The following is an 18,194-nucleotide window of genomic DNA, read 5'->3' on the forward strand; positions in this document are numbered from 1 at the left end:
CGTGACCGCCCACCACGTCGAGGCAGGCGCGCCCTCCCTCCATGATCGGCCCCTGGACGCGGCGACCTACGAGGTGGTCCTCGCGCTGTGCATCGGGTTCTCCATCCCGGGGCTCGTCCCCCCACTGCTCTACAACGAGGGCGTGCCCGCCGAACAGCTGGCCGCGGCGGCCCGGGCCGCCGGCCTCGTGCAGCCCGACGGCCGCCCGTCGGCCCATCTCCGCGCCGTCATGCTCGAGGACGCTGATCCCTACCAGGTGCGCCGGTTGCAGCGTGCCCTCGTGGACCTCTACTGCAGGGAGTCCCTGCCCCTCGGCGCGCTCGCGCGCCGGCTCGCCGCCGACGGCCTCGTCGACGACCGTGTGGCCGGTGTGCTCGCCGAGGAGGGTACGTCGCTGCTGGGCACCGATCCTGCGGCGGCCCTCGACCTCCTCGAGCGGGCTGTGAGCGCCGGAGCGGACGCCCTGGGTACCGCCCCGCGCCGGGCCGAGGCGGCGCTCGGCGTCGGCGACCTCGACGCCGCCTCCCGCATCCTCGATACCTACTTCGGGCACGGAAGCGCCGGGGCGGAGCCGACGCTCCCCGACGCCGGGCGGGCCGTCCGTGTCGCCTCCGCGCTCTGGGCGCACCGGGGCATGATGTCGCGAGCGGCCGACGTGCACCGCTGGGCGGCAGGGGCAGGACCCACCGGGGCAGAGTCCCTCGGCGCGCTCACCCTGCTCGCCACCGGCGACGTGACGGGGGCCCGGGCGATGCTTGCCGACGGCGGCGCCTCCACGGCGTCGCCGTCGCTGGTCGACGTCGCACACCTCCTGCTCGCCGAGGGTGCCCAGCACTCGCTCGGCCCCGACCCCGCCGGCGCCGTGCCCGTGCTCATCCGCGCCTCCGACACCCTCACCGCGACCGGCCGGGTGGCCCCCGCTTCGGAACTGCCCGCCTGCCTCGCGGCGACCGTCGCGCTCCTCGCCGGCAACCACGAGACGGCACTCACCGTGATCCAGGCGGCGCTCGCCGGCGGGCAGGGCGGCCCGGTGCTGCGCCCGCGGCTGTGCTTCCTCGGCGGCTGGGCGGCCATGCTCACGGACCAGCCCGCCCTGGCGCGGACCTTCTGCGCCGAGGCCCACGCACACGATCATCGGCTCACCCCACGGGAGGACCTGCTGCTGCAGGCGCTCGAGGTGGGCCTGGCCCGGCGGGCAGGGGACACCGCGGCACTCGTCCAGGCCTGGCAGCGCGCCCGCGAGGCCCTGCTGCACGTCTCCGTGGATCTCTTCACCGTGCTCCCGCTCACCGAACTGGTCATCGCAGCAGCGCGCGTCCGCGACACCGACGGGCTCAGGCCCCACCTCGACGAGGCCTGGGCGCTGCTCTCGAAGCTCGGGAACCCGCCGCTGTGGTCCGTGCCCCTGCACTGGTCCGCCGCCCAGGCCGCGCTGCTGCTCGAGCGCCCCGCCGAGCTCGCCCCGCACGCGACGGCGCTGGTCCATCAGCACTCCGCCTACCCCCTCGCGGGGACCTTCGCGCTCGCCGGCAAGGCGTGGGTGTCCGTCCTCGCCGGGCGGTTCGACACGGACGCCGTCGAGGCGGCAGCGCAGGGTCTCGCGGCAGCGGGGTTCGCCTGGGAAGGCGCACGGCTGGCAGGCCACGCCTCGGCCCGGGCGGACGACCGCCGGGACATGACGCGGCTGCTCTCCTGCGCCCGGGACCTGCGCCCGGCACCGGAGCCGATCACACGCCCCGACGCCGGGCCCGCCCCGTCAGTGCCCGCCCCGTCGGCGGACCGGGAACCGGCCGGTGCCGGCCCAGCGACGCCGCACGGCACGCCGGGCCCCGGCCCCGCGCTGCACGGCGCCGGTGCACCGGGGGCCCGAGGGAGGACGCGGGGTGCCGCAGCGCGGCGGACCGGCGGGCCGGCGCTCAGCGGCCGTGAACGGGAGATCGCGCAGCTGGTGCTCCAGGGACGGACCTACCGTGAGATCAGCGAGGAGATCTTCATCTCCCCGCGCACCGTGGAGCACCATGTGGCACGCATCCGGCGCCGCTTCGGGGCGTCATCCCGCTCCGACCTGCTCGCACGGCTCCGCGCGTCGCTCGAGGCCACGGCGGAGGACACCTCCGTGGACGCCTCCCCACTGCGGGGCCGCGGGCCCACCCCCATGGGATCCCCTAACCGGGGCCGTCGAATCCCCTAATGCGCGCCCGGGGTTAGGGGTGGTGCTACCGATGTCCCGCCCCCACCCCCACTCCTACGTTTGATCCAAGCCAGCAGTGCCGCCGGCGAATCCCATCTCACCGAAGGAACATCTCATGACTACTCTCGCCTCAGATCTCCTCGACTTCCTGATGAACCTCTTCAACGACCAGGAGGCGGCCAGCGCCTTCATCAGCGATCCCGAAGCCTCCCTGGCCAGCGCCGGCCTCACCGACGTGTGCAGTGACGACGTCGACGCCGTCCTGCCCGTGGTCCTCGACTACGCCCCGGTCAGCTTCGGCGGCCGCAACGACAGCTCGTTCGACCGCAACTACGACACCGGCGGGAACTCCTCCGGCGTCGCCGCTCCGGGTGACCACTCCGTGGGCGGCTGGATGCCAGGTCCCGGCGCCCCGGGTGCCCCCGGATACGGCGGCTACCCCGGTGCTCCCGGTGCTCCCGGAGCCCCCGGTGCCCCCGGTCGCGACGGTGACGACGGTGACGACGGCGCTCCCGGTACCCCCGGTGGCGGTGGCGGTGCCGGTACCGGCGGCGACGACGACCACGGCCACGCGGTCCAGCAGCTCATGCACATCGTCAACAACTACTCGTACACGTCCAGCGTGGACGACCGCGACACCATCACCGACCAGTCCGTGAACCAGAACATCTGGGCCAACGGCGACGTCACCCAGATGTTCGACAACGACGCCATCATCGCCTCCGGCGACCACGCCGTCGCAGCGGGAGACGACGCGGAGGTCGACAACTCCGTCGACAACTCGGTGGACAACTCGAGGGACAACTCCACCAACGTCTCGGCCGGCGGCTCCGCGACGGTCGCGGTCGGCAACACGGACAACTCCATCGAGGACTCCTACAACGACAACTCGAACACCGAGGACTCCTACAACGACAACTCGGACAACTCGATCGAGGACTCGTACAACGACAACTCCGACAACTCGGACAACTCGGACAACTCCATCGAGGACTCCTACAACGACAACTCGGACAACTCGGTCGACACCGATATCGACGTCGAGATCGAGGACTCGCTGAACACCGACAACTCCGACAACTCGGAGAACTCGATCGAGAACTCGTTCAACGACAACTCGGAGACCACCACCGACAACTCCGACAACTCCCTGGACGTCGACGTCGACGACTCGTTCAACGACAACTCGGACAACTCGAACACCGCCACGGATTCGTTCAACGACAACTCGGACAACTCGGACACCACCACGGACTCGTTCAACTCCGTGGACACCGAGATCGACGTCGAGCTCGAGAACTCGTTGAACACCGACAACTCGACGACGAGCACCGCCACGGACTCGTTCAACACCGACAACTCCACCACGGACGAGTCGATCAACACCGATGTCGACGTCGCCATCACGGACTCGTTCACGTCGGACAGCTCCACGACGAACACCGCCACGGACTCGTTCAACGACAACTCCGAGACCTACGTCGACGAGTCGATCAACACGGAGGTGGAGGTCGTCGACTCCTTCACCTCGACCGACAACTCGACCGACCAGTTCACGTCCATCGACGACTCGGCGTTCTTCGTCGACAACGAGGTGGACGTCGAGCTGAACTCCGAGATCGAGGTCGAGGACTCCGCGCTCTGATCGACCGCCTCACCACGCAGGACGATTCAGGCAAGCCCAACGGGACGCTGTTCCCGTTGGGCTTGCCCGTGGTCTCATAGGAAGAACTCATCGGGGAGTGTCACATGGATGATCTGATTCCGCTCGTCAAGAGCGGCCTGGGGCTGGTCGCCACCGGCGACCGCACCGATCTGCGGCTGCGGCTGGAGCAGACGCTGGGACGCCTCGCGCACCCGGACATCCGGGTGATCGTCGTGGGGGAGTTCAAGCAGGGCAAGAGCAAGCTCATCAACGCGCTCGTGAACGCCCCCGTCTGTCCCGTCGACGACGACATCGCGACCTCCGTGCCGACCGTGGTGGGCTTCGGCGATCCCGCCAGTGCCTCAGTGCTCATGCCGCGCAAGGACGGCGGACCGGACGACGCCGTCGAGCGCCGCGAGATCGCCCTTGAGGACATCGCCGGGTTCGTCTCCGAGCGGGGCAACCCGTCGAACCAGCAGGGCCTCGCCTCCGCTGAGGTCCGCCTCCCGCGACGCCTCCTGGCGGACGGACTGTCGATCATCGATTCCCCGGGTGTGGGCGGCCTCGAATCGGCCCACGCCCTGACCACCCTCACCGCGCTGCCCACCGCCGACGCCATGCTCCTGGTCTCGGACGCCTCCCAGGAGTACACCGAGCCGGAGCTCCGCTTCCTCAAGCAGGCCACCCGGATCGTCCCGAACGTCGGCTGCGTGCTGTCCAAAACGGACCTGTACCCGCAGTGGCGGGCCGTCGCGGACCTCGACCGCGGCCACCTCTCGGACGCGGGGATCTCCGCCCCGCTGATCCCCGTGTCCTCCGACCTCCGCCTCTACGCGTCGCAGGCCAAGGACGTCGAGCTGAACCGCGAGTCGGGGTTCCCCGACCTCATCGGCTACCTCCGCAACGAGGTGGTGGGCAAGGCCCAGTCCCTGCGCCGGAAGTCGGTGGCCCAGGACCTGCTGTCCACGGCCGATCACCTGCGCCTCTCGGTCACGGCCGAGCTGCAGGCGCTCGAGAACCCCGAGAGCGTGCCCCTCCTGATCGCCGACCTCGAGGAGGCGAAGGAGCGGGCGGACCAGCAGCGGAAGAGGTCCTCGCGCTGGCAGACCACCCTCAACGACGGCGCGTCCGATCTCATCAGCGACATGGAGCACGATCTCCGCGACCGGCTGCGGTCCATCCAGCGGGAAGCGGAGGCCGCCATCGACGACGGCGATCCCGGGCTCATCTGGGACCAGTTCGCGGAGTGGCTCGAGCAGCGCGTCGCCTCCGCCGTCTCCGACACCTTCGTGTGGACGAACGAGCGCTCGCAGTGGCTCGCCGAGCAGGTGGCCGAACTGTTCGCGCTCGACGAGGTGCCCCTGCCGCTGCTGGAGGTCTCGAACACGGACGGCGTCCTCGCCCCCGTGGAGGAGGTACCGTTCCTCGACCCCGGACACGTGAGCGCCGCGGGCAAGGTCCTCATCGGCATGCGCGGCTCCTACGGCGGCGTGCTCATGTTCGGCCTGCTCACCGGCATCATCGGGATGTCCCTCATCAACCCGCTCTCGGTCGGCGCGGGGCTCCTGCTGGGCCGGAAGGCCTACCGGGAGGACAAGGATGCCCGGCTCAAGCGCCGCCAGGGCGAGGCGAAGACCCTGGTGCGGCGGCAGATGGACGACGTCGTGTTCCAGGTGGGCAAGCAGCTCAAGGACCGCCTGCGGCTCGTCCAGCGCGAGATCCGCGACCACTTCGGCGCCATCGCCGAGGAGCACCACCGCTCCCTCGCGGACTCCGTCGCCGCGGCGCAGCGCACGGCGTCGACCTACCGGCAGGAACGCGAGGCGCGCATAACCGAGCTGAAGGCCCAGCTCGCGGCGATCGACCGCCTGCACGCGCAGGCCCGCCGCCTCCTCCCGAAGCCCGCGGAGCCCGCGCAGGCCGACGCAGCGCCCAGCGGTGTCGCGGCCGGAGCCTCCGCGTGAGGGACAGCGGCGCCGTCGAGGCCCTGCTCGCCGACGCCGTCCGGATCTACGACGACGACCCCGCGGTGCGTGCAGAGCTCGAGGGGTACGCGCGGCGCCTGCGCGAGCCGCTGCGGGTCGCCGTCGCCGGCATGGTCAAGGCCGGGAAGTCCACGCTCCTCAACGCGATCATCGGCGAGGAGATCGCCCCCACCGACACCGGGGAGTGCACGCGCATCATCACCTGGTACCGCTACGCGACGACGCCCCGGATCACCCTGCACCCCGTGGAGGGGGAGCCGCGGCTGCTGCCCCTGACCCGCGTGGACGGGCGCCTGGTGTTCGACCTCGGCGGGCAGCGCGCCGAGGACGTGGCGCGCCTGGTGGTCAACTGGCCGGCCGAGAACCTCCGGGCGATGACCCTCATCGACACCCCGGGCATCGCGTCGCTCTCCACGGACGTCTCCGAGCGCAGCACCCGGTTCCTCACCCCGGAGGACGCGCCGTCCGAGGCTGACGCCGTGATCTACCTGATGCGGCACCTGCACGCCTCGGACCTGCTGTTCCTCGAGGCCTTCCACGACACCAGTGCGGGCCGCTCGGGTACGGTGAACGCGCTCGCCGTCCTGTCGCGGGCGGACGAGGTGGGAGCAGGGCGCCTGGACTCGCTGATCGCGGCCTCCCGCATCGCCGACCGCTACCGCGCCGACCCGTCCCTGCGATCGCTCGTACTCGATGTGCTGCCCATGGCGGGCCTGCTCGCCCAGAGCGCCCGGACGCTCCGGCAGGCGGAGTACCAGGCGTTCGTGGCGCTGGCGGCCCTGGAGCGGACCGAGAGGGAACGCACCCTGCTCTCCGCCGACCGTTTCGTCGCTGGCAGTGCCGCCCTCGGCATCCCGGCCGAGGACGCGGCGCGCCTGCTCGACCGCTTCGGCATGTTCGGGCTCCGGCTGGGCGCCGCGCTGGTGCGCGGCGGAACCGGCAATGCGACGGCGCTGGCCCACGAGCTCGCGCGGCGCAGCGGGCTCGACCAGCTGATGATGCTCCTGACGCGGCAGTTCGACGCGCGGGCCACGGCCCTGCGGGTCCGGACGGCGCTGACCGGACTCGAGGTGATCCTCGCCGCGCACCCCCGGGAGGCCGCCGCCCAGCTGCATGCCGGCGTCGAGAGGATCACGGCCACCGCCCACGAGATGAACGAACTGAAGCTGCTGTCCGCCCTGCGGGCCGGCCGGGTCCCGCTGCAGGCACCGGCCGCCGCCGACGCCGAGCGCCTGGTGGGCGGCTCCGGCACAGCGGCCGCGGACCGTCTCGGGCTCGCCCCGGACGCCGACCCGGGGGAGGTGCGGTCCGCCGCACTGGGGCGGCTGCACCGGTGGCGCGTGCTCGCGGAGAATCCGCTGACCAGCAGGGGAGCCCAGGAGGCGTGCCAGATCGTGGTGCGCACCTGCGAGGAACTGGTGGTCCGCGCGGGCCCCGTCACCGCGGCGGAGGAGCCGGTGGAGTCGGTGGGGTCGGTGGGGTCGGACGAGCCCGTCAGCGTCGGGATCGCAGGGAGCGTGCGTCCCTGAACCACCGCGACGCCGGCGGGAGCAGGCCCAGGAGGAACGCGAGCGCCGCGACCGCCAGCTGGACTCCCGCCAGATGGACCGTGGGCTGGAAGTCCGCGGAGCCGTCACCGAGGAAGGCGAAGACCAGCAGGACCGCACCCGCGTTCAGCACGAGCATCACGAGGAGCGCCCAGCGGACGACTCCGGCGCCGCGGACCAGCGGACGGGCGAGGAGCGCCTCGACCACCAGCACCACCGCGAACAGCGCCAGCGTGCCCCAGAAGGAGATTGCGGCGACCTGGTCGAGCCGGGCGGCGTCCGCAGCGGCATCGACGCCCGCCGCGGTCTCCCGGAGGGCGGCCAGGTGCGTGTCGCGGTCCAGGTAGGCGAACACGAGCGCCGCTGCACCGACCGCGGCGCCCATGAGCCACAGGGCGCCCACGAAGCGGACCAGCGAGGGAGGAGCCGACTTGCTGAGTGCGGGCGGCGGAACGGCGTTGGACATCTCTGGCCGGGGAGGACGCATGGTCGTAATCTAGCCCGGTCGCACGAGGGCTTCAACGGTCCTCCGGTCCCGGTATCGCCCGGTGCAGTGCGCGTCGTGGCAAACTCCCGCGGGCATGGCAAACTAGATAACCGTGCGCACATGCCCCGGCCCACCGGGGTACGTCGCGGTCCGCCCTGGTGTAATGGCAGCACCCCAGCCTTTGGAGCTGTGGAGTATAGGTTCGAATCCTATGGGCGGAACGCAGGCAGGTGCCGGCCGGGCAGGCCGGTCCGCCGCACACCGGTCACCTACAGGTAGGAGCGCTTCCCCGTGAGCACGCAGGACGCAACCACGCATCCGGGGGACCCCGACGTCCCGGCAGCCGTCATCGTCCTCGCCGCCGGCGCGGGCACCCGCATGAAGTCGCGGACCCCCAAGATCCTGCACCCGATCGGCGGGGTCTCCATGATCGGCCACGCACTGCGCGCTGCACGCGCCATCGGGCCGCAGGAGCTCGCCGTCGTCGTCCGCCACGAGCGGGACCGCGTGGCGGAGCACGTGGGCGGCCTGGACCCCGAGGCCGTCCTGATCGACCAGGACGAGCTACCGGGCACCGGGCGCGCCGTGCAGGTGGCGCTCGAGGGCCTCGACGCACGTGCCAGCAGCCCCGTGAGCGGCACCGTCGTCGTCACCTACGGCGACGTCCCGCTGCTCACCGCGCAGACCCTGCAGGAGCTCGTCGCGGTCCACCACGGCGAGGCCAACGCCGTCTCCGTCCTCACCGCGGTGCTCGAGGACCCCACCGGCTACGGGCGCATCCACCGCCACGAGGACGGCACCGTCCTCGCGATCGTCGAGCACAAGGACGCCTCGCCCGAGCAGCGCGCCATCCGCGAGGTCAACTCGGGCATCTACGCCTTCGACGCCGCCGTCCTGCGGCGCGCCCTCACGCAGGTCGATGCGTCCAACGCGCAGGGCGAGATGTACCTGACGGACGTCCTCGCCATCGCCCGCGCCGACGGCGGCCGCGTCGCCGCCGTCGTGCAGGAGGACCGCTGGCAGGTCGAGGGCGCCAACGACCGCGTGCAGCTCGCCGCGCTCGGCGCCGAACTCAACCGCCGCACCGTCCAGCAGTGGATGCTCGCGGGCGTCACGGTCGTGGACCCGGCCACCACGTGGATCGACTCCACCGTGGTCCTCGAGGAGGACGTCACCCTCCTGCCCAACACGCAGCTCCACGGGCAGACCGCCGTGGCGCGCGACGCCGTGGTGGGCCCGGACACCACGCTCACCGACGTCGTCGTCGGCGAGGGCGCGCACGTGATCCGCACGCACGGCAGCGGAGCACGCATCGGCGCCGGCGCGAGCGTGGGCCCGTTCACCTACCTGCGCCCCGGCACGGTCCTCGGCGAGGAGGGCAAGATCGGGGCGTTCTACGAGACCAAGAACGTGACGGTCGGCCGCGGCTCCAAGCTGTCCCACCTGGGCTACGCCGGTGACGCCGAGATCGGCGAGTACACCAACATCGGCTGCGGCAACATCACCGCCAACTACGACGGCGTGAACAAGCACCGCACGGTCATCGGCTCCCACGTGCGCACCAGTTCGAACACCGTCTTCGTGGCCCCGGTGAGCGTGGGCGACGGCGCCTACACCGGCGCCGGCGCCGTGGTCCGCAAGGACGTCCCGGCGGGTTCGCTCGCCGTGACCGTCGCGGAGCAGCGGAACATCCCCGACTGGGTCGCCGCGAAGCGGCCAGGCACGGGCTCCGCCGCAGCGGGCGCCGCCGCTGTGCCCTCCGACACCCCTCCGAGTACCCCCACCGAAGAGAAGAGCACCCAGGCATGAGCGAGATCACCGCACACGGCGAGAAGAAGCTGGTCCTGGCCTCCGGGCGCGCGCACCCGGAGCTGGCGGAGGAGATCGCGTCCTGGCTGGGCACCGAGCTGCTGCCGGTCTCGGCCTACGACTTCGCGAACGGCGAGATCTACGTGCGCTCGGGGGAGAGCGTGCGCGGCACGGACGTCTTCGTGATCCAGGCGCACCCGGCTCCGCTGAACAACTGGCTGATGGAACAGCTCATCATGATCGACTCCCTGAAGCGGGCCTCGGCCAAGCGCATCACGGTGGTCTCCCCGTTCTACCCCTACGCCCGCCAGGACAAGAAGGGCCGCGGCCGCGAGCCCATCTCGGCCCGCCTCGTCGCGGACCTCTACAAGACGGCCGGCGCCAACCGGCTCATGTCCGTGGACCTGCACACCTCCCAGATCCAGGGTTTCTTCGACGGTCCGGTGGACCACCTCATGGCCATCCCGCTGCTCGCGGACTACATCCGCTCGAGGGTCGACGCCGACAACGTCACCGTCGTCTCCCCGGACACCGGCCGCGTCCGGGTGGCCGAGCAGTGGGCGGAGCGCCTCGGCGGCGCGCCCCTCGCCTTCGTGCACAAGAGCCGTGACCTGACCGTCCCCAACCAGGCCGTCTCGAAGCAGGTCGTGGGTCAGGTGGAGGGCCGCACCTGCGTGCTGATCGACGACATGATCGACACCGGCGGCACCATCTCCGGTGCCGTGCAGGTGCTCAAGAACGCGGGCGCCAAGGATGTCATCATCGCGGCCACACATGCGGTATTCTCGGAGCCGGCGTCGCGTCGCCTCGCCGAATCCGGTGCACGCGAGGTCGTGGTGACCAACACGCTGCCCATCCCGTCGGAGAAGCGGTTCCCGCAGTTGACGGTGCTGTCCATCGCGCCGCTGATCGCCCGGGCCATCCGCGAGGTGTTCGACGACGGCTCGGTGACCAGCCTGTTCGACGGGAACTCCTGAGGCGCTTCGGCCAGTGACTACGTTGTCTAACAAGTAGCCCGTAGCGGCAAATGAGGTAGTACCACCGTAGTTCGAGGCTCAACAATTGAGTAGGTGGAGGGTAACTCCCGTAAGTGCTACTCGTGTAGCCCGTCAGGACTCTACCTAGGCTCGGAGGCGAACGGCCCCCTCGAATCTAGGATGTGGTCCCATGGCTGCGAACCGCCAGGGCGTATCAGGTGCTCGCCTCACTCCTTCCCAGCGCCCCGGCGCGGGCCCCGGCCTGATGCTCGTCCCGGACGAGGCACCCCCCTTCGTCGGTCGCGCGGACGTCCTCGCGGCGGTGGAGGCCGCGCTGGGCGCCCCCGGGTCCGTCGGTGCCGTGCTCGTGGGCGAGGCGGGCGTCGGCAAGACCGCCGTGGTGCAGCAGGTGCTGGCCTTCAGTGCGGAGGCCCTGTACGTCCTCCGGATCAGGGGCTCGAGGGGCTTCCGCCACCAGGCCTACCGGCCCGTCAACTTCCTTCTCTCCGAGATCGAGGGGGACGTCGTCGAGCATCCCGTGATGGTGCTCCGCGCCGTCGCGGACTTCCTGAACCATGAGGCGCGCGGGCGCCGCGTGGTCCTCGCCGTGGACAACGTCGAGTACCTCGATGCGTCCTCGGCGGCCCTGATCGGGCAGCTCGTGCTCGGCGGGACCGCGAGCGTGCTCCTGACCGCCCAGGACTTCGCGGCGGCGGACCCCCAGTTCGCCGGCCTCTGGCGGGACGGCTCGCTGCACCGGGTGGACCTCGCCCCGTTCGATGCGCTGGAGACGCGGGCCTTGGCGGAGGCCGAGCTGCGGGGGCCGGTGAGCGCCGAGGCCGCCGCACTGCTGTACCGCATGAGCGGCGGCAACCCGCGCTTCCTCCAGGCCTCCATCCGGGCGGTCCGCGGACGCAGCGTGGTGCGTCACGGGCAGACCTGGGTGCTCCTGCCGGCCGCCACCCCCGTCCCCACCGAGATCGCCGAGACGGTCCAGCTGATCCTCGAGGAACTGCCGCCCGGACAGCGGGAGATCGCCCACGTCGTTGCACTGGCCGGCCGGCTGCCCCTCCCCGTCGCGCAGTCCATCACCAACAGCGCGGACCTGGACGCCCTGCAGACCGGCGGCCTGCTCGCCGTGGGGCACGGCGAGGAGGAGAGCGTCGCGTTCCGGAACCCCGTGATCGGCTCCGGCGTCGCGGCGTCGCTGTCCGCGCAGCAGGCCGGTGACCTGTACACCCGGCAGGTGCAAGGGTCCGCGCTCGGTGACCTGCTCGATCCGGAGCGGCACACCGAGTGGCTGCTGAAGTGCCAGCGGCCGGTTCCGGCCGAGCTCGCACTCGCCGCTTCCCGCTCGGCGAACCGCGCGGGTCGGCACTGCATCGCCGCGGAGTACGCGGAGCTCGACGACGCCTGCCGCTCCTCGGTCGGTGCCGCCGTCGAGCGCGTCCGGGCGCTCACCTTCACCGGGCGCTTCCAGGACGCCGGCAACGCCCTGCTGCTCGCGGCGCCCCTGCTCGACGGCGCGCCGGCCACGGATGCCGTACCGCTGCTGCTCGCCGGTGTCTTCCTCCGCCAGCGCCTCGGCCTCGAGGGGGTCGAGGAGGCCCTCGACGAGGCCGGGGAGCGGCTGGAGTCCGACGCCGGCCTCGACCCGGAGGACCGCCGGCGCCTCCGGGCGGACGTCGTGATCGCCCGCGCGGAGGTCGCCTCGCTGCAGGGCCGTTTCGGCGAGGCCCGGGACCTGGTGCTGTCCGTCCGTTCGGGCGATGTCCCGCTGGGCAGGGACCAGGGCATCGCCGCTGATGTCCTGCTGAGTGAGGCCTGGGCCATGCTCGAGGACCAGCTGGAGGCACTGCAACTCGCCGATGCCCTGGCGGACCGTCTGCAGGAGCCCGACGTCGCCGCCCGCACCCGGGAACTCGCCTACCTGCGCCTCATCGCGATCTACAGCGCCACGGGATGCTGGGGGCCCGGCTCGAGGAGGCTGCGCCTGGCGGACGGGGACAGCGCGGCGGTGCTGCACAGCTCGGCCGTCCAGCTGGCCCTGGGACTCGTCCGCGGCCGGTACGGGACGCCGGAGGTTGCGTTGGCGGTCCTGATCCCGGCCTTCGACCAGCTGCGGGTCGGCGACCCGCACCGCGTGCTGCCCCTCGCCGCCTCGGCCATCGCCTACTGCCACTCGGTGGGCGACAACATCAAGGCCGCCATCCCCCTCCTGGTCCACGCGGAGCCCACCGCGGGGGATCCCTGGCTGGTACGCCGGGTCGCCTCCCAGCTGCAACTGCTCAGCGTCGGGCTCCGGGAGGCGAAGCCGGACGCATCCCGGCAACTGCAGGCCCTGGGCCGGAGCGACAGGGAACGGGGTGCATCGCTCTTCGCGCTGTCCGCGTTCACGAGTGCGGTCCGACTCGGCAGCACCGGGGTCCTCGCGGAACTCTCCGACGTCGCCGCCCGCGTGCAGGGGCCCTACGCGCTCGTGTGCGAGACGTTCGCGAAAGGTATCAGCCACCGCGACGCCGAGGTGCTCCTGCAGGCCATGGACCTTGCCGCCGCCGGCGGCGACCAGAACTTCGGCCGGGACGCGGCACGCTCGGCCCTCCACGCGGCGCGCGCCCTGGGGGACAAGTCGACGGTGCGGGAGGTCCAGCAGCGGGCACGGCGCGTCCTGGCGGACCTGGACGACCACGGCCCCTCGTCACAGCTCGACTGCCTCACCCCGCGGGAGGCGGAGATCGCCCAGCTGGCGGTCAGCGGCCTGATGAACCGGGAGATCGCCGAGTCCATGTGCGTGTCCGTGCGGACGATCGAGGGGCACCTGTACCAGATCTACTCGAAACTGCACGTGTCCTCCCGCTCACAGCTCGCAGAGCTGTTCCCGGCACCCCTCGGATGAGCGTCGACGGAGGGCGGGTGCCCCTCGTGGGGGTCCAACGGCCCATCACCGCCATCGCCCAGACGCTGTCCCACCCCAACCTGCACGGTGCCCTCGTGGTGGGGGAGTTCGGGACGGGCAAGAGCGCGATCGCCCGGCGCCTCGTGACCACCGGGGACCCCCAGCTGACCCGGTTCTTCCTCGTCCGCGCCACCGAGAATCTTGCGGCCGTGCCGTACGGGGCCCTCGGCCCCTACCTCTCCCACGCGACGCCCCAGACCCTCGAGTCGTCCCTCTCCGCGCTCCGCGCCCTCGTGGCCTACTTCCGGGCGGCGTCCGAGGGCCGGAGCGCCGTCGTGGTCGTCGACGACGCCCAGTACCTCGACGACGACAGCAGCCACATCCTCACCCAGCTGGTGATCTCCCGCATCATCAAGGTGGTGCTCTTCGCCGACGGGCTGCCGTCCCGGGCCGGAGACCTGTTCTCCCTCTATACGGACGGCTTCATCAGCAGGGTGGATCTGCCCGGCCTCGAGTACGAGGACGCGGTGGCCCTGTGCGAGGCAATCCAGGGAGGGCGGCTCTCCCAGGGGGCCGGCCAGTACCTCGCCCGGGAGAGCGCGGGCAACCCCCTGATGCTGCGGGCGCTGCTGGACCATGCGTCCGCGACCGGCGAGCTCGTGGAGCACGACGGCGTGTGGTGCCTGTCCGGCCGGTTCCATCCTCCCGTCCCGCAGCTCATGGACCTCGCGAAGACCCTGCTGCAGGAGCTCACGGAGCAGGAGCGGACCGTCTACGAGGTGGTGGCGCTCAGCGGCGGCCTGTCGCAGGCGCGCCTGGCGGTCATCGGTGAGGACACCGTGGCCCAGCAGCTGGTGCGCCGCGGGCTGCTGCGCACGGGTGGTTCGTCCACCAGCGCGCTCAGGGTGGCCCACCCCATGATGGGGCGCGTGGTTCGGGCGCTGGTCCCCGCCGGGCGCAGCGCGGAGCTGCGACGCCGCGTGTTCGACGACGACGTGGTGCCGCCCGCCGTCGACGAGGGCCTGATCGACCACCTCGACTGGGCCCTCGACTGCGGTGTGGCGGTGCCGCCCGCCGTCCTCCTCACCGCGGCCCGCACCGCGGCCTACGTCTCGGCTCCGGAGTCCGCCCTGCGGTTCGCGAAAGCGGCACGGGTGGCGGGGGAGCAGACCGCCGGGACGGTCGAGGAGGCACGGGTGCGGGTCACCCTCGGCGAGTACGCGGTCGCCGAGGAGCAGCTCGATCTGGTCCTGGCCGGTGAGCTCCGGCCCTGCGTCGCCGCGGACGCCGCCGTCCTCAAGGCCCTGGCCAGCGTCCAACGGGGCGATGACCCGGACCGCGTCCACGCGATCGCCGACGCGTGCGCGGACCGGCTGGCCGCGGGGTCCGCGGAGGAGACGACCGGGCAGGCGGCGTCGGATCAGCCGGCGTCCGATCAGGTGGCGGAGGCGGAGCATGCCGGGCTGGCACTGCGGGTGCTGCATCTGTTCGGGTGGGTCCTCGAGGGCGAGTTCGAGACCGCCCGCGCCGAGGCGGAGGCCCTCGACGCCGCCCTTGCTCCCGCCGGGCCGGAGTCCGGGTCCCCCCTGCCGGTCCTCCTGCTGCTCTTCCGCAGCGAGATCGACGGCGCGTTCGGGCAGTGCGACACGGCCCTCGCGGAGATTCGGTCCGCTGTCGATGCGGTGGACCGTTCCCGTGGAGGGCTCGAGTACCTGCGTCCGCGCGTCGTGGCACGGCACGTCAGCGCGCTGATCCACGCCGGCGAGTTCACCACTGCGCTGGAGGTGCTCGAGGAGTACCGGCAGCGACGCCTGGTGAGCTACGAGTATCTCGCCGGTCCGCTGGCGGCGCTCGAGGCCGTGCTCGACACGCGCCGCGGCAAGTACCGCACTGCACTGCACATCCTCGAGCCGGCCCTGGCGTCCCTGCGTCAGGTGGACTCCGAGATGATGCTCCCGTACGCGCTCGCCGTCGCCGGGTGGGCGGCCCATTCATCGGGTGAGGACACCGCCGCCCGGGCCTTCGAGCAGGAGTTCGCCGGCGTGGCGTCGATCGGCAGCCGACCGCTGCTCCTCCTCGGGCGGGCCTTCCTCGCCGCCGCGGGCAGCGGGAGGCCCGACGGCGCGGCGGACCTCAGCGGGATCGAGCGGCTGGCGGAGGCTGCACGGGAGGCATCCTTCCGCTCCTGCGAGAAGGACATGCTGGAACTCCTCGCGGTGCTCGGTGACACGGCCCGGGCATGGCGCCTCGCCGAACTCGCCGACCAGTTCGAGGGCTCGGAGGCACAGGTCCTCTCCCGCTACGCGCACGCCCTGGCGGACCGCGACGCCGATGCCCTGCTCGCGGTCGCCGATCGAGCGGAGGGCCTGCAGAAGATCCCCCTCGCGGCCGAGGCCTCGGCGAGGGCCATGCGCCTGTTCGAGGAGCAGGGCGACGGCAGGGCCCGCCGCATGGCGCTGCGCTCCGTGCGCCACCGGCAGTCGATGCTCGAAGGCGTGCTACCGCATGAGGACGGGGATCTGCGCGGCGCACATGAGCTGACGGCCCGCGAACGCGAGATTGCACGGCTCGCGGCCGGCGGAGCCACGAACCGTGCCATCGCGGAGGCGCTCGTCCTGTCCACACGGACCGTGGAGGGGCACCTGTACCGCATCTACGGGAAGCTGGGCATCACCACCCGCGAGGAGCTCGAGGGTGAGATGAGGGCGTACGACGACGAGCACTGACCTGCGCTGTGTGCGCTGCGTAGACCGCTGGCCGGGTCCGAGTAGCCTCCTCAAACCGGTCGCGTAGCACGTCGGAGAAACTGGAGTAGCGCGCACTGGTGAGCGGTCCCGGTGATCTGCGTAGGGTTGCATCTGTTGGACCGATACGGGTTCGACGCCAGGGCTTCGGCCCTCACTCGCATGAAAGCGGGTCCCGGATCGGGGCCAGCGGCAAAGGAGTCTTCCTGAGACCAAGACTCCGTCCCCAGCTGCCGCTGGCCTCTTCCCGTTTAACGAGCGATCCTCAGCCGATCACGAGGCACGAAAAAGCCGGCCCGGAGCAGATGCTCCGGGCCGGCTTTTTCGTGTTCAGTGGTGCGAAGGTCTCAGGCCTCGGCGGAGCGGCGGCGTGCCACCACGATGCTGCCGGCGCCCAGGCCGAGCGCACCGATGCCGGCGGCACCCCAGAGGAGCATCGCCGAGTCGAGGCCGGTGTCGGCCAGACCCGACCCGGAAGTGGTCGTGCCACCGGTGCCACCGGTGCCACCGGTGCCACCGGTCGTGCCACCCACGGCGTTGTCGGAGTCGACGACCACGCGTGAGGTGACCACGGGGGAGCCGTCCAGCGCAGCGGCGGTCAGCGTGTAGACGCCTTCCTCGGTGAGCTGCACGTCGTAGGAGAAGTTGCCGTTGGCGTCGGCGTTGATGGTCTCGTCGAGGACGATCTGGTTGAGGACGATGAGGCCGCCACGTGCAGCAGCCGTTCCGCCTGCGCCGAAGCCGGCAGCCGAGGGAGTTCCGTCGGTGCGGTCGACCGTGATGCGGATGGGCTCACCGGGCTCGAAGAGCCCGTCGGTGCTGCTGAAGGTGACGGTCTCACCGGGAGCGATGGTGCCATCGCTGACGGTGCCGGTCTCGCCGGTGACGTAGGCGGGGGTGGAGACGGGAGCGGCCTGCGCTGCGCCGGCTCCCAGAAGGGCGATGGTTCCGGCGACGGCCAGGACTGAGGCGGTTTTGTTCATGATGAAAGCTCCCCATTAAGGTGATTGAGACTCGACAAGCGTGAAGTGGGCGGGCCTTCGTTCCCCAAATGCCCTGCGCCTACTGCCATCAACCTATAGGACATACCTCGATTACTCTAATCGGGGCCAATCACTACTTGCGTCTGGTAGTACGCCTACTCAGACGGTAGCAAGCGCTTAGGAGTAGCGGAAGACTCGGAAGGCTCCGGACGAGGATGTAACGCAGTATTAACGCGCCCGTCACCGAGGCACCTGGCCCTCCGCGCGCTGTTGGCGCTCAAGCAGATGCTCCCCGGATCACGGACTGATTTCCAGTCCGGTATCTGGGGAGCAAGGGTCCTGCCGTCCAGCGTCAGCCTTCGTCGATGACTTCTCCGCTGGTGATCGAAAGGTAGGGCTCCCCGACGTAGTCGGCGTACAGTTCGTCCTCGAGTTCGAGCCCGAGGAGTTCTTCTGCGGCGACGACGTCGAAGTCCTGCTGGACCGTTCCCGTCAGCTGGACCACTTCGCCTTCGACCATTGAGGGGACTTCTGATTCCTCGACGATGAGCAGCGGATCCACTGCGGTGCCGTCGGCTCCGCCGATCACGAAGGTGTCCGTGGAGATGTTCTCCGTCACTTCGGCCGAGACCGTGACTTCCTGGCCGGCGTAGGCGTCGGCCCCATCGTAGAAGGTCTGGTCGTAGACCCCGTTGTAGCCCATGGCGCCGGCGCTCATGCTGGGTTCCGCGGCTGGTGAGGACGCGGCCACGTCGCCCTCGGAAATGTCTTCTACGTCGACGCCTTCCTCCGGCCCTGCAGTGTTGCAGCCTGCGAGCGCGAGTCCTGCTGTGGCGAAAATTCCTGCAACGATCATCCGCGGGTTGCGGTGGTTTCGTGTAGTCATTGTCATCCTCCAGGTAATAACGGTAGCTACCGTTGGTGTGCCTA

11 protein-coding genes and 1 tRNA gene are annotated in these 18,194 nt (G+C 71.1%); 9 read left to right on the forward strand and 3 right to left on the reverse strand.

Annotation, left to right across the window (positions count from 1 at the left end):
* Position 1 precedes the first annotated feature (1 nt).
* From ACX80F_RS04425 to ACX80F_RS04440, 4 genes are all read left to right on the forward strand, one after another.
* Positions 2-2,191, forward strand: a complete 2,190-nt coding sequence (locus tag ACX80F_RS04425) for a LuxR C-terminal-related transcriptional regulator (RefSeq protein WP_459335173.1) — start codon at positions 2-4, stop codon at positions 2,189-2,191.
* 115 nt (positions 2,192-2,306) lie between these two features.
* Positions 2,307-3,836: an IniB N-terminal domain-containing protein gene (locus ACX80F_RS04430; RefSeq protein WP_459335174.1), complete on the forward strand. Its 1,530-nt coding sequence runs from the start codon at positions 2,307-2,309 to the stop codon at positions 3,834-3,836.
* 104 nt (positions 3,837-3,940) lie between these two features.
* Complete coding sequence (locus tag ACX80F_RS04435; RefSeq protein WP_459335175.1) at positions 3,941-5,800, forward strand: dynamin family protein; 1,860 nt, start codon at positions 3,941-3,943, stop codon at positions 5,798-5,800.
* Positions 5,797-7,350, forward strand: coding sequence for a dynamin family protein (locus ACX80F_RS04440; RefSeq protein ID WP_459335176.1), 1,554 nt, complete (start codon positions 5,797-5,799; stop codon positions 7,348-7,350). Before ACX80F_RS04435 ends, ACX80F_RS04440 begins: the two co-directional genes overlap by 4 nt.
* On the opposite strand, the gene ACX80F_RS04445 is transcribed toward ACX80F_RS04440, so the two are convergent.
* Positions 7,316-7,855: a hypothetical protein gene (locus tag ACX80F_RS04445; protein WP_459335177.1), complete on the reverse strand. Its 540-nt coding sequence runs from the start codon at positions 7,853-7,855 to the stop codon at positions 7,316-7,318. The two genes, ACX80F_RS04440 and ACX80F_RS04445, sit on opposite strands and share 35 nt — an antisense overlap.
* 149 nt (positions 7,856-8,004) lie before the next feature.
* Between ACX80F_RS04445 and ACX80F_RS04450 the strand changes: the two genes are divergently transcribed.
* The 5 genes from ACX80F_RS04450 (at position 8,005) to ACX80F_RS04470 (ending at position 16,263) form a co-directional block, all read left to right on the forward strand.
* Positions 8,005-8,076: transfer RNA gene (locus ACX80F_RS04450), tRNA-Gln, on the forward strand.
* A 157-nt stretch (positions 8,077-8,233) separates the two neighbouring features.
* Positions 8,234-9,664, forward strand: coding sequence for a bifunctional UDP-N-acetylglucosamine diphosphorylase/glucosamine-1-phosphate N-acetyltransferase GlmU (glmU, locus tag ACX80F_RS04455; RefSeq protein WP_459335366.1), 1,431 nt, complete (start codon positions 8,234-8,236; stop codon positions 9,662-9,664).
* Positions 9,661-10,641 (forward strand): ribose-phosphate diphosphokinase, encoded by a 981-nt coding sequence (locus ACX80F_RS04460; RefSeq protein WP_104121083.1) that lies wholly within the window; start codon positions 9,661-9,663, stop codon positions 10,639-10,641. The genes glmU and ACX80F_RS04460 overlap by 4 nt, the downstream gene beginning before the upstream one ends.
* 190 nt (positions 10,642-10,831) lie before the next feature.
* Positions 10,832-13,537: a helix-turn-helix transcriptional regulator gene (locus ACX80F_RS04465; protein WP_459335178.1), complete on the forward strand. Its 2,706-nt coding sequence runs from the start codon at positions 10,832-10,834 to the stop codon at positions 13,535-13,537.
* Complete coding sequence (locus ACX80F_RS04470; protein WP_459335179.1) at positions 13,534-16,263, forward strand: helix-turn-helix transcriptional regulator; 2,730 nt, start codon at positions 13,534-13,536, stop codon at positions 16,261-16,263. The genes ACX80F_RS04465 and ACX80F_RS04470 overlap by 4 nt, the downstream gene beginning before the upstream one ends.
* Before the next feature lie 365 nt (positions 16,264-16,628).
* On the opposite strand, the gene ACX80F_RS04475 is transcribed toward ACX80F_RS04470, so the two are convergent.
* A complete protein-coding gene (locus ACX80F_RS04475; RefSeq protein ID WP_459335180.1) occupies positions 16,629-17,264 on the reverse strand; it encodes an LPXTG cell wall anchor domain-containing protein in 636 nt (211 codons plus the stop codon).
* A gap of 352 nt (positions 17,265-17,616) precedes the next feature.
* On the reverse strand, positions 17,617-18,150 hold the full coding sequence (locus tag ACX80F_RS04480) for a hypothetical protein (RefSeq protein WP_459335181.1): 534 nt from the start codon (positions 18,148-18,150) through the stop codon (positions 17,617-17,619).
* Positions 18,151-18,194: the final 44 nt, after the last annotated feature.

This window comes from Arthrobacter sp. TMS2-4 (assembly GCF_054511075.1).